Below are 12,650 nucleotides of genomic sequence, written 5' to 3'. Positions count from 1 at the left end.
GTCAGAATTAGAGAGGTCTCTCACCCTCTATCCTTCCCTGCGGGCGGGGTTTCATGAATTTAGTTTTCGGGCCAGAGTATTCTCTTCATGGGCGTAACGTTGAGATTTGCCGCAGCTTCATAAGGCCATCTTCGTAATAATCTTCATTCGCGTAAGAATCTGTGTAATAATCTTCAAAATTGGATACATCGCTTGGCAGATTGTATTTCACAATGATTTCGTATACCCGGAGGAGCACTTTATACAAGTGCCGTTTCTTTGCCATATGAATAGCCTCACTGCTGAGAAGCGAGCCTTCGTAATGTTGTATTGCTTCCAGATAATTCTTAATCCCCACTTCTCCTACGTTGTATCCCATTGGAGCTATTCCTGCACCCCTGTGCAGATTGCGGTTGATGATACAGAATTTAGGGTTCCTGATGAGAATTTCATAGAACCAATAGAAGTGATTGAGATTCGTGTAACCAAATTTCAGTTTATCACCAATTTGCTCCCAAACGGAACGTTTCATAGTATTCATAGTCATAGACACCGCATTATTACCTGTAAGAGTCAAAAAGTTATCACCACCCTCCAGACAATACACCTGTCCATCAGATTTGAACTGGTTCGTGTGAATCAGTGCACAATCCAAATGATTCATAATAATCCCTAAGAAATCAGGCAGCGCCCCATCAATCCAGTAATCGTCGTCTCCCTGCAGCTTGATGAAACTGCCTTTAGCCAGGGTACTGACAAGAGCAATATTACGGTCTGCGCCAATATTCTCCGCGTTTCGGCTGTATCGTGCGCTAGAGAAAAGTCTCGTATATGCCGCACTTACCTGTTGTGTCTGATCTGGGGAGGCATTGTCTGAGATCACTACTTCTACTAAATCCCCATCACAGATCTGAGTATAAATCGAATGGAGATTATTGTTCAGATGACGTGCACGGTTAAATGTCGGCATCACAATAGACAGCAATGGATGTCCATGGCGGCTGGCAAGGGCTGATTCTCTTTCCTCCTCGCTGCTCACTTTAACCCAATCAAGCAGTTCAGGAACGAATACTTCCGTAACTATGGCCGGATTGCCCGATACCCGGCAAAAGCTGGGAACATTGTCCACAACCACACTATGAGGCTCTACAATGCAGAATATTCCGATCATAATGGGTCCAGTAATTACAGAATGTGCTCCAATTATGCTTCCATCCCTTATCATTAGCTCTCCAGCAGGTCTGGGATCTTTCTCTGGTTTGGCCCAGGTTGGATAACCCGGATGTTTTGAATGTGCTGCGTGGTCTGATAGGCTGACATAGGGCCCGATCTTCACGTTCCGGCCTATGTGGACTTTATGGCTGCATTGGACATGCGAACCAGCCTCTATCTGGCTGCCATACCCGATCATTAACTGGGGAAGATTAACCGAATCCTGCTCAACAATGTTCCAGTAATACCCTCCCTGTACTGTTACGTCAGGACCTATTGACACGCAGGAAGGACGTGATATATAACCTGTCTCTTTCAGAAGTGATGGTGTAGCGTCCATGAGAAGAGCCCCCTTTTCGATAAAAACACTTTACATATAGGTATTCGTTTTACATATAGGTATTCGTTAACAGCCAAATGTGGAACCGGCAGATCTATTGGAAAATCCGGATGAAGCGAATCTTATGGACCTATTCCTGCAACATCCGCATATAAATAAGCTTATCAAGTAAACGCAGGCAGGCATGGGTATAGTTGTGTTCTTAAAAGGAGGCAGCATGAATGAGAATGAGAGTAGCGGATTATATAACGCACTCTTTATATGATGAAGGCGGGAAGACTGTATTTCTGGTCACCGGAGGAATGATTATGCATCTGACCGATGCGCTCTACCAGCATGGCAGGCAGGAGTATGTCTGCTGCCATCACGAGCAGGCAGCAGCTATGGCGGCCGAGGCCTACGGAAGGATGACCGGCAAGCTTGGCGTCGCTTACGTTACAGCAGGGCCCGGAGCTTTGAATACCATTACAGGTGTAACCGGCGCGTACGTCGATTCTTCCCCAATGGTTGTTGTCGGCGGGAATTCCAAGACTGCGCTTGCCCAGGTAAAAGGACCGCGGCAATTCGCCCTTCAGGGCTTCGATTCTCTGGATATTTTTCGCCAGATTACCAAATATGCCGTCAGGCTGGAGAATCTCTCTCAGGTCCGCTATGAAGTGGAGAAATGTATCTATCTGGCCAAGAACGGCCGCGTAGGTCCAGTCTATCTGGAGGTGCCGGTGGACCTGCAGGGCGCAACCTTTGACCCGGATGACTATGCAGGCTTCACAGAACCACTCCTCATAGTACCAGAGATTACGGATGCTGTGCTTGAGCAGGTACTGGATGCGCTGAAGCGCAGCAAACGGCCATGTCTGCTGGCAGGGGCAGGCGTCCGGCAGGGAGATGCGGTAGAAGCCATGCATGAATTCGCGGAAGCAGCCGGAATTCCCGTGCTGACCTCCCGGCTGGGAATGGATCTGATGGACCATGAGCACCCCTTGTTTGTCGGCCGCCCCGGTACTTATGGTGACCGCCCGGCGAACTTCACCGTGCAGAACTGCGATCTTCTGCTGACCGTTGGCTGCCGGCTTGGCATCGGGCTGGTGGGATATGATTTTGCCGATTTCGCCAAGAATGCGTTCAAGATCCATGTGGATATTGATGCCAAGGAATTGAATAAGCCCTCAGTGGTCCCAGACCTTCCTGTGCAGGGGGAGGCCCGTGATTTCTTCAGCCGGCTTACGGCATTATGGAGCGGAGATCCCTCTTATGCCGGGTGGGTCCGTCAGACACAGTTCTGGAAGCGGCGTTATCCTGTGAACCTGCCTGAATACGACGATGACAGCAGAGGTATCAATTCTTACCGCTTCATGACCCGGTTCTCGGAGCTTGCACCGGAGGATGGCCTGTTCGTCGTGGATACCGGCTCCTGCTTCCATGTCCATGCCCAGGCCTTCAAGGTGAAGGCCGGGCAACGGCATATCATCACAGGCGGATTATCCACTATGGGCTATACCCCTGGAGCGATAGGTGCATCGGTAGCCGCCGGCCGCAGAGAGGTCTATTGTATTACAGGTGACGGATCCTTTCAGATGAACCTGCAGGAGTTGCAGACCATCCGCCATCATCAGCTCCCCGTGAAGTTCATTCTGCTCAATAATGGCGGATATCTGCTGATCCGGCACACCCAGTCTAACTTTATGGGCGGGCGCTATCTGGGAGAAGGACCAGATTCCGGGGTAAGCTTCGTTCCATTCGAGCGGATGGCTGAGACATTTGACTTCGGCTATATGAGGATTGAACAGCTTAATGGGCTGGATGAGCAGCTCGCGGAGCTGTTCCGGCTCCCGGGACCGATGATTTGCGAGATCATGACACCAACCGATCAATTGCTTATTCCCCGGGTATCCTCCCGCCAATTGGAGGATGGAACGATGGTATCTACAGCCTATGATGATATGTTTCCTTTTCTCCCGCGGGAGGAATACCAATCTAATTGCTTGGAGTGACTGCTATGCACACGAATCCGCTGAACGTTGCCATTCTGGGAAGCGGCAATATCGGCACCGATCTGCTCATCAAGGTTCTCCGCTCCGAGTACCTGACCTGCACCCTCTTCACAGGAAGAAACCCGGAATCCAGAGGACTTCAGCTTGCCAGGAAGCTTGGTATTCAGGTGTCCGACAGAAGCATCGATGCCATTCTCGACAATCCCGGATGCTGTGATATTGTGATCGATGCCACTTCGGCCGCTGCCCATACCCGTCATTATCCCTTGCTGAAGGCACTGGGCAAGTTCGTGATTGATATGACTCCCTCACAACTGGGCACAACGTGCATCCCGGCTGTGAACCTGCGGGAGAGCCTTAATAGTGACAATGTAAATATGATTACCTGCGGCGGGCAGGCGTCTGTACCCCTGGCCTATGCCATCGCACGGTCCCAGCAGGAAGTATCGTATATAGAGGTGGTATCCAGCATTGCCTCGCTGAGCGCAGGACCTGCTACAAGAATCAATCTGGATGAGTACATCGAAGCTACAGAGGATGCGCTCCGCAGCTATACCGGCTGCGGGAAGGCCAAGGCCATTCTTAATCTGAATCCGGCGATTCCCAGCATTGATATGCAGACAACGCTCTTCGCTGTTGTCCCTGAGCCCGATATGGAGAGTCTTACTAGGGCAGTAGAGGAGATGGTTACCCGAATCCAGCACTATGTGCCCGGCTATCAGCTTATTGTTCCACCTGTAATTGAGAACGGCAGAATCGCCATGATGGTCAAGGTTGAAGGGCTCGGTGACTTTCTCCCCGCCTATGCCGGAAATCTGGATATTATTAATTGCGCAGCGATCGCCCTGGCCGAAGAATATGCCAGACGCTCGCTGATTGCACACAAAGGAGAATGACCATGCACCCACTGATCATTAGCGATCCTACGCTCCGGGACGGCTCACATGCCGTGAAGCATCAGTTAACCCGTGAGCATCTGGACCTCTATTCCCGGTTGGCGGAGAAGGCGGGTCTGGCCGTGCTGGAGGTCGGTCACGGCAACGGGCTCGGTGCCTCCTCCCTCCAGCTTGGCGAGAGCCTGCTGTCCGATGCAGAGATGCTGTCCATCTGCAGAAGCAATCTCCATCATACGCTCTTGTCTATTCATGTCATCCCCGGGTTTGCTACAATTAACCGTGATCTGCGGGCAGCATTGGAGCTGGGGGTCGATATCGTGCGCGTCGCCTCTCATTGTACAGAGGCTGATCTGACGAAACGTCATATCGAATATGTGCGTAATCAGGGACGAACAGCCTACGGCGTGCTTATGATGTCCCATATGGCATCCGCTGAGGTTCTGGGCATTGAAGCCTTGAAGATGCACAGCTACGGGGCACAGGCCGTTATTCTGATGGATTCCGCAGGAGCTTACTTGCCCAATGATGTAACCGGGAAAATTCAATACTTGCGCAGCATCCTGGATATCCCTGTCGGCTTCCATGCCCATAATAATCTCGGCCTCGCCATCGGTAATTCACTGGCTGCCGCCGGGGCAGGGGCAACCATCCTCGACGGCACCGCCCGCGGATTCGGTGCCGGAGCAGGCAATGCCCAGCTGGAAGTGCTGGTTGCAGCGCTGCACCACTCTGGCTGGAATACCGGAATTGAACTCTATGCCTTGCTGGAAATGGCCGAACAAGCGGAGAAAGCCTTCGCCAAGCCCCCTAAGCTCGGCAGCATGAGTATTATAAGCGGTATGGCTGGAGTATTCTCCGGCTTCGTGAAGCCGGTGGAACGAATCTCCAAGGAATACCATGTCGATCCTAAGGCGGTCATAGTGGAGCTTGGCCGCCGCAAGGTTGTGGCCGGGCAGGAGGACTTGATTCTTGAGGCCGCTCTGACCCTGTCACAGCAGGTTTGACCTTGTTATATATTTCAACAACATAAATACAGCAGGCAGCTTGAATCTCCCGGCCGCCTGCTTTTTTATTACTCTGGGCTATTTCGCCTCATCTCTAGAACCTGCTTCAATTTCTTTCGCTTGCTAAGCAGTACCTGGTCACCCGGCAGATAAGCTAATGCCTGCTCATTATACTGGTAAGCCTGCTGCCATTCTCCTGCAGCGGCCAGGCAACGACTGACCAGGGCATGAGGCATCCAGGTATAATAGGCCTGGGAGACCGGACGCTCTCCTGGTCCGGCGGCCTGCCGGGCGATTGCCTGAAGATACCAATAGATGGCAGCTTCCCATTCCTGGCGCTCCTCGAAGAACCCGGCGACACTGCAACAGGCATCCGCCTGGGGCAGCCCGAAGCCGAACGAACGGAAGAGGCTGTTCAGCCTAAGCTCCGCCATGCCCAGCTCCCGGTAACATTCAGACAGCCGCAGACAAGCTGTAATCCGTTCATCCTTGCTGTTGCTTGGGTCTTGTAACAGCTTTTCATAGGAGGCTGAAGCAGTTGGATAATCCCGGGCATCGAAGCATTCATTCGCATAGTGGAAGAGCAGTGTACCTGTAGCTTCGCCTTCCTCAGCGATCCAGCGCTTCATAATCTGCAGGTTACGTTCCGTATGGACGGCGGACGGACGATGGTCAATGCAGATATCCGTATTCATGGCGGCGCTTGTGCCAACTTCAAGCTTCTCATGCACCCTGCCCCGCCAGTGGAAACGCCCGTTTCTGACAATCCTGGGATGGCGCTCTGAATGCACCGGCACGAGAGCTGAAGCAGCCTGGGTGGGCTGGGAAAATAGCCGGGTCCCCATCCAAATCACCTCCACACCATTTTGTTCATGCGCCAATTGCTGCTTCAGCCGGGCCAGCTTCTCCGCTTCCCGGGCCGCCAGCAGCTCATCGGCATCCATCCAGAATACATAAGGCATTGTCGCCTGTGCAAAGGAATAGTTGCGGGCCGCTGCGAAATTCTCATCCCACGAATAAGTAAATACCTTCTCTGTATACCAGCCCGCAACAGTGAGGGTCCGATCAGCCGATCCTGTATCCACAATGATGATCTCATCCATCAGATCTCTGACCGAATCCAGACAGCGTCCCAGCACCGCTTCTTCGTCCTTTACAATCATACACAGACTGAACAGGCCCTGCTGCTCTGCTTCCATCTTCCCGCCTCCTGAGAATAATCAGATATAAATAAAGAAAACCATCCCGTGAAGGATGGTTCTGAAGCTTGCTGAATCATTGACCAGGCTCCTCCAGGATCAGGTTAATCTGTGAACAGACCATACTACACCAGAATCTGTAGCACCCAGATCCACATCCAGCGCCAAACCATTAGACTGATAGATGAGGCTGATAACATCACCTGCTGTAAGCTCGACTTCACCTGCCAAGGTGACAGAACCGCTTCTAAGAAGTGTTCTAAGAGTTAAAGTTCCTCCAATAGCTACATCCAGTACCGGTAATAATCCGGTCACCAGATCTGTTGCCGGAGCTGGCGCAGTTCTCTGGACTACTAAAGACGGATTCACATCCGGGTCTAAAGCAGCGCCGATCGCTGCGGTAAAGGCAAAGTTGACAGTGGCTTCAATAGAATATCTGCCTGTTTCTGGAATGGTATACTCACCCAGTACCGCGTCAAATGCCGCATTGCCGTAATATGGTGCCGTTTCTTCCCAACCGACAAATGTTGCTGTGGTTCCAGTCACCAAGGTTGGCAAGAGTACAGAGAAGCCTTCAGTTGCCAATATGGGACCAGTTGTTCCAGTGGCTCCTGTCAATCCTGTAAGCCCTGTGACTCCTGTAAGCCCTGTAAGTCCTGTAAGTCCTGTAAGTCCTGTAAGTCCTGTAAGTCCTGTAAGTCCTGTAAGTCCTGTAAGTCCTGTAAGCCCTGTAAGCCCTGTGTCTCCCCGATCTCCTCCGCCGGGACCTGTGGTTCCTTGAGCACCTTGGAATCCTGTAGTCCCTGTAGGTCCAGATTCTCCTGTTGTTCCTGTAGGTCCAGGGGCTCCTGAGGTCCCTGTAGGTCCAGTAGCCCCTGAATCTCCCCCTCCCGGACCGGTGGGGCCGATGGGTCCTGCTGGCCCAGGCTCACCTGCCGGTCCCCTTTCTCCTGCTGGGCCTGTAGCTCCTGCTGGGCCCGTAGCTCCCGCCGGCCCTGTTGCTCCGCCGCCGCTGCCTTTGTCAGCACCCAACAATTCCTCCGCTACTAACCGGTGTGCTGTTACCAATTGCCCCGATGAATTCTTGCCCCATAGCGAGATCTGCACCGGCTCAACTTCCTCCGAGGAATTCGGTGATGTAATAAACGTGAATTCATACGCATTAACGTCGGCGTAGTAATTCTTCGTAATAACCTGATTCGCTGCAATATTGAGCAATTCGCTTACGTACATCACTCTCGTTCCGCCGGTCAATTGATAACCCTGAATGGTGAGTGAATACGCTGAGGCCTGGCTGCGGTTATCAATCTTCACGGTAACCTGCTGAGTCGGTCTCACTCCATTCACCGGGTTATTCTCAATAGGCCCTGTTGACAAGAAAGCCATTACATGGTCACATCCTTATAGAATTGGATTTCATTCCAGTATGCGCCGGGAACCATGCTAAGTCTGCATGTACAAGGATCCCCCGGTCAGCAGCATACTTAATGATTAATATAGTAGTATTCAAGCTTACAGGTTTGGTGTGGACTTAGCGGGTAGCCTCTTCACAATGGGCTCCATTACTCCCACCAAATCTCCTCTGCTCTGTGAATACCAATATATGCGCCAAGTCCGGAATGTGTCCGTTGGCCCCATAAACCTCATACGCGAGTGATAATCGCTTCTTCTGCTATGCTTAACAAGTATTGCCCGTAGGCCAGCTTACGCAGCGGCCTTGCCAGCTCCAGAAGCTGCTCTCTGGTAATGTATCCTTTATTGAAAGCAATCTCTTCAATGCAAGCCACGTACAGCCCTTGCCGCTTCTGGACAGTCTCCACCAGATTGGCCGCTTCCAGCAGCGAGTCCGGCGTTCCGGTGTCGAGCCAGGCCATACCCCGGCCGAACAATTCCACGTTCAATTGTCCTCTGCTTAAATACTCCTGGTTCACATCCGTGATCTCAATCTCACCGCGCCGGGAAGGCTTAATATGCCTGGCAATCTCCACAACCTGCCGGTCATAGAAATACAAACCTGGCACTGCATAATGAGAGCGGGGATACAGGGGCTTCTCTTCCAGTGCCACAGCTCTGCCCGTATTGTCAAATTCAACGACACCATAGGCGGAAGGATCTTGTACCCGGCAGCCGAAAATCGTGGCCCCCTCCCGCCGCTGGATGGCTCTTCCCAGAATAGAGCTGAAGCTCTGTCCGTAGAAGATGTTATCCCCCAGAATCATGCACACCTGATCTGTGCCGATGAATTCTTCTCCGATCAGGAACGCCTCCGCAAGTCCGCGCGGCTGCTCCTGCACTGCATATTGAAAGGTTAGCCCCAGTTGTTCGCCATTGCCCAGAAGATCCTGGAACAGCCGGATGTCCCTTCCGGTCGAGATAATCAGGATATCCCGGATGCCTGCCAGCATTAAGACAGACAGCGGATAATAGATCATCGGCTTGTCATACACCGGCAGAATCTGCTTCGATATCGACTTCGTCAGCGGATGGAGCCTTGTTCCCGAGCCTCCCGCCAGAATAATTCCCTTCATAATATTCACGCTCCCAACTCTTACCTTCTGTAGACTCCGTCCGTGAGAGAGCCAGGATACAGGGAGAGATTATCAAACGTACGGACTGTGAGATCATCCACACTTATGGAGTAAATATGCTCTTGCCCAGTAGTGATCAAATACCGGCTGTCTCTTGTAAAACTTAATCCACCATAGTTGTAATCGGGCATTAAAACGACCTTGCTCTTAGTGTTATCATGAATCGGAATCAGCTTCACCGCTTCAGTCCCCTGAATACCCAACCATTGCTGATCGGAAGATAAAATCATAGCGAATTGACCGATTGCTCCTGGCAGATGAGCAATGTCATCCCCAGTCTCCAAAAAAATTCCTGTATAATTGTAATTTCCATAATGGTAATCTCCCGTTCCCATTATAAAGGTATCACCGGTATCGAGCTGAGCCATGCCGGAGGTAGTATACTGGCTCGGCACAGAATTAACATTAGTCCAGTCAGGAATGTTGGCATACACATAATAGGATCCGAATACACCGGGTGCATATTGGATTTCCTTGCCGTCAAGTGAAACTGTTATTGGATTAGAATTGAATATTAGCACATTATTCTGAAAGTCCTTGAAGATATTTTCTATAACTGTATTCGTCGCCATCTCATAGCCATACACCCTATTCTGTCCTGTAAAAAAGAAGGCATAACTCCCGTCTGGAGAAGCGGTGGAGAAGCGGACACTAAAATTATCAAAATTCGAAAAACTATTGACCGTATTATTCTCCACAAGATCATAGAGATAATTAGTTCCTGTAATAATAAAGATATGTCTCTCGTCAGGCATCAACAGCAGATTAGATATTTGTAAATAAGAGGGAATATCAACGCCACTTACAAGATTAACCTGCTCTAAAAACGTATCGAAACGATACAACTTATTCTGTACTCCATAGTAAATATAATGGCCATCTAGTGTAGCAGCGTTGGCAACGGAAGGAGAGCCGGTGATATCTCCGTTTAGAGGGACTGATTTTCTTACGCCAGATATGGCATCGAATATTTGAATGGCACCCGAAGCTATAAAATACACCACACTGTCCGTGCCCAGTTGCTCCGCCAATAAATAACTGTCATCCACTATTAAATCTAAATCATCCTGCACATGCTGATCTATCTTCACTTGCATCGAATATGCCCCCGTTCCTGTTGCATTAATGAGTCAGCCTCGTCCCCGAGCCGCCCGCCAGAATAATGCCCTTCATAATATTCACGCTCCCAACTCTTACCTTCTGTAGACTCCGTCCGTGAGAGAGCCAGGATACGGGGAGAGATTATCGAACGTACGGACTGTGAGATCCTCCACACTTATGGAGTACATATGCTCTTGCCCAGTAGTGATCAAATATCGGCTGTCCCTTGTAAAACTTAATCCACCATAGTTATTATCGGGCATTAAAACGACCTTGGCATTGGTGATATCAGGAATCGGAATCAGCTTTACCGCTTCAGTCCCCTGAATACCCAACCACTGCTGATCGGAAGATAAAATCATAGCGAATTGACCGATTGCTCCCGGTAGATAACCAATGTCATCCCCAGTCTCCAAAAAGATTCCTGTATAATTGTAATCTGCTGCTCCCATTATAAAGGTATCACCGGTATCGAGCTGAGCCATGCCGGAGGTGGCATACTGGCTGGGCTTAGAAATAACAGGAAACACCAGCAAGTTATCAATTTCGCAGTACACATAATAGGATCCGAATACACCCGATGCAAATTTGATCTCCTTACCGTCGAGTGAAACTGTTAATGGATTAGAATGAAATATTATATCATTATTTACAAAATCACCGAACATATTAAGCCAGTATTTATTCAACGAGCGGTCATGGGCATACACCCTATTCTCATCTGTAATAAAGAAGGCTAAACGGCCGTCTGGAGAGGCGGTGGAGAAAGTGACACCACCACCAACCATCAACCCAAGAGTGACCGCACTATTATCTACAAGATCATAGAGATAATTAGTTCCTGCAAAAATATAGATATGCCTCTGGTCAGGCATCAACAGCAAATTAAAGATTTTTAAAGAAGAGGGAATATTTATACCATTTAAATTCACCTGATCAACCTGCTCTAAAAAAGTGTCGAAACGATACAGCTTATTCTGTACTCCATAGTAAATATAATGACCATCTAGTGTAGCAGCACTGGCAACGGAAGGAGAGCCGGTGATATCGCCGTTTAGAGGGACTGATTTTCTTACGCCAGATATGGCATCGAAAATTTGAATGGCTCCCGCAGCAATAAAGTACACGACACTGCTCGTGCCTTCCTGTTCCGCATATAAATAACTATTCTCCGCCCTAGGATCGAAGTCATCCGGCACAGGCTGATCGATCTTCACTTGCATGGAATACTTCCCCGTTCCTGATGCATTATAATGGGTCAGACTGAATGGGCAGTCCACGCTAGCCCGCTCACCGCCCGGGAAGCTGTCTGAGCTCTGCTGAATGGAATAGAAAGAGAATTGTTGGATGACAGTAGTATTGAAGAGTACACTGACAGTGACCGCAACCCGTGTGGGGATCAAATAAGGTTGAAAGCTCACCTGGAAACTCCCTTTTAGTAACACATTCCCTACATTCTTAATGGCCAATTGGGGTAAAGCAAGCACGGTCTGGAAGTCATAGGTCAGGCCGATTGGATCTTCTATATATAGATACTGGGCATTAGGCAGCTCTACGCCCGTAATTCCCGCCGGACCAGTGAATCCGGCCGGCCCCATGGGACCTTTCTCCCCCGTACCTGTTACTCCCTGGTCACCTGGGAATCCTGTGGTTCCACGGGGGCCTGTTCCCCCCTTGCGGCCTCCGCCTGTTGTTCCTCTTATAGCCAGGCCAGTGGCACCGGTTGCCCCTGCACCCGTCGGTCCCGTCAGGCCGGCCGGACCGGCGGGGCCGGCAGCCCCCCCGGTTCCCCCGGTAGCATCCATTCCTGTTGCTCCGGGATCACCAGTTGGACCGGTCATCCCGTACCCTGTCGCCCCCGTTGGCCCATGGAGTCCCCCATCCCCATCAAAGCCTCTGTAGCCCGTTAACCCTGTAGGACCGGTCGGACCAGTCGGGCCGGTTATTCCTGTATCCGCTCTAATTGCGGTTATCGAGGCAATTCCGGCAACAGCCCTTCCTATTAGGGGATTCGCCTTAATGTTACTATAACTAATCACTCGGGCCTGGATGATGTAAGCATACGTTCCCGAATCTCCCGGATGATTGACTGTAACCTGCAGCGTTCTGGCTGCTTCCTCTGTACCGTTATGGGACAACGTGACCAGCTGAGTCTGAACGGGACTGCCGGCGAGGCGGGTCTCCAGCTCAATCCTTAGCTCTGACGGGCCGGTCGTGAGGTTATAGAAGACAAGCGGGATATGAAAAGTTATCTGTGTCTGAGGCTGAGATGCTGTAATTTGAAGTGTCTCTGCCAGATGGATTGCCGGTCCCGGCGTTCCCAGTGGAAGAGACGTAAGA

Annotated in this window: 9 protein-coding genes; 3 read left to right on the top strand and 6 right to left on the bottom strand. The window is 50.6% G+C overall.

What is annotated here, in order from left to right; genetic code table 11:
- Window positions 1-85: 85 nt before the first annotated feature.
- The gene (locus NSU18_RS29330; RefSeq protein ID WP_341150725.1) at window positions 86-1,531 is read right to left on the bottom strand and encodes a glycosyltransferase; all 1,446 of its coding nucleotides are present in this window, start codon (window positions 1,529-1,531) and stop codon (window positions 86-88) included.
- A gap of 221 nt (window positions 1,532-1,752) precedes the next feature.
- Between NSU18_RS29330 and NSU18_RS29325 the strand changes: the two genes are divergently transcribed.
- The 3 genes from NSU18_RS29325 to dmpG are packed head-to-tail and all read left to right on the top strand — an operon-like array spanning window position 1,753 to window position 5,422.
- A complete protein-coding gene (locus tag NSU18_RS29325; protein WP_341150724.1) occupies window positions 1,753-3,522 on the top strand; it encodes a thiamine pyrophosphate-binding protein in 1,770 nt (589 codons plus the stop codon).
- A gap of 5 nt (window positions 3,523-3,527) precedes the next feature.
- Window positions 3,528-4,418 (top strand): acetaldehyde dehydrogenase (acetylating), encoded by an 891-nt coding sequence (locus NSU18_RS29320; RefSeq protein ID WP_341151116.1) that lies wholly within the window; start codon window positions 3,528-3,530, stop codon window positions 4,416-4,418.
- A 2-nt stretch (window positions 4,419-4,420) separates the two neighbouring features.
- Window positions 4,421-5,422 (top strand): 4-hydroxy-2-oxovalerate aldolase, encoded by a 1,002-nt coding sequence (gene dmpG, locus NSU18_RS29315; RefSeq protein WP_341150723.1) that lies wholly within the window; start codon window positions 4,421-4,423, stop codon window positions 5,420-5,422.
- A 68-nt stretch (window positions 5,423-5,490) separates the two neighbouring features.
- On the opposite strand, the gene NSU18_RS29310 is transcribed toward dmpG, so the two are convergent.
- The 5 genes from NSU18_RS29310 to NSU18_RS29290 form a co-directional block, all read right to left on the bottom strand.
- Entirely contained in the window at window positions 5,491-6,621 is a 1,131-nt protein-coding gene (locus NSU18_RS29310; protein ID WP_341150722.1) for a glycosyltransferase family 2 protein, read from the bottom strand.
- A 99-nt stretch (window positions 6,622-6,720) separates the two neighbouring features.
- Window positions 6,721-8,007 (bottom strand): collagen-like triple helix repeat-containing protein, encoded by a 1,287-nt coding sequence (locus NSU18_RS29305; protein WP_341150721.1) that lies wholly within the window; start codon window positions 8,005-8,007, stop codon window positions 6,721-6,723.
- Window positions 8,008-8,264: 257 nt separating this feature from the next.
- Window positions 8,265-9,149 (bottom strand): glucose-1-phosphate thymidylyltransferase RfbA, encoded by an 885-nt coding sequence (gene rfbA / locus NSU18_RS29300; RefSeq protein WP_341150720.1) that lies wholly within the window; start codon window positions 9,147-9,149, stop codon window positions 8,265-8,267.
- A gap of 20 nt (window positions 9,150-9,169) precedes the next feature.
- The gene (locus NSU18_RS29295; RefSeq protein WP_341150719.1) at window positions 9,170-10,306 is read right to left on the bottom strand and encodes a hypothetical protein; all 1,137 of its coding nucleotides are present in this window, start codon (window positions 10,304-10,306) and stop codon (window positions 9,170-9,172) included.
- A 96-nt stretch (window positions 10,307-10,402) separates the two neighbouring features.
- On the bottom strand, window positions 10,403-12,115 hold the full coding sequence (locus NSU18_RS29290) for a collagen-like triple helix repeat-containing protein (RefSeq protein WP_341150718.1): 1,713 nt from the start codon (window positions 12,113-12,115) through the stop codon (window positions 10,403-10,405).
- Between the last annotated feature and the right edge of the window lie 535 nt (window positions 12,116-12,650).

The organism is Paenibacillus sp. FSL H8-0048, from assembly GCF_038002825.1.
Taxonomy (GTDB): domain Bacteria; phylum Bacillota; class Bacilli; order Paenibacillales; family Paenibacillaceae; genus Paenibacillus_AQ.
Note: the sequence above shows the minus strand (reverse complement) of the source record. Positions and strands in the feature narration are given on the sequence as shown.

Coding starts and splice junctions, on each gene's coding strand:
- NSU18_RS29330 (WP_341150725.1), bottom strand. CDS start 1,531: ATGGACGCTACACCATCACTTCTGAAAGAGACAGGTTATATATCACGT.
- NSU18_RS29325 (WP_341150724.1), top strand. CDS start 1,753: ATGAGAATGAGAGTAGCGGATTATATAACGCACTCTTTATATGATGAA.
- NSU18_RS29320 (WP_341151116.1), top strand. CDS start 3,528: ATGCACACGAATCCGCTGAACGTTGCCATTCTGGGAAGCGGCAATATC.
- dmpG (WP_341150723.1), top strand. CDS start 4,421: ATGCACCCACTGATCATTAGCGATCCTACGCTCCGGGACGGCTCACAT.
- NSU18_RS29310 (WP_341150722.1), bottom strand. CDS start 6,621: ATGGAAGCAGAGCAGCAGGGCCTGTTCAGTCTGTGTATGATTGTAAAG.
- NSU18_RS29305 (WP_341150721.1), bottom strand. CDS start 8,007: ATGGCTTTCTTGTCAACAGGGCCTATTGAGAATAACCCGGTGAATGGA.
- rfbA (WP_341150720.1), bottom strand. CDS start 9,149: ATGAAGGGAATTATTCTGGCGGGAGGCTCGGGAACAAGGCTCCATCCG.
- NSU18_RS29295 (WP_341150719.1), bottom strand. CDS start 10,306: ATGCAAGTGAAGATAGATCAGCATGTGCAGGATGATTTAGATTTAATA.
- NSU18_RS29290 (WP_341150718.1), bottom strand. CDS start 12,115: ATGGATGCTACCGGGGGAACCGGGGGGGCTGCCGGCCCCGCCGGTCCG.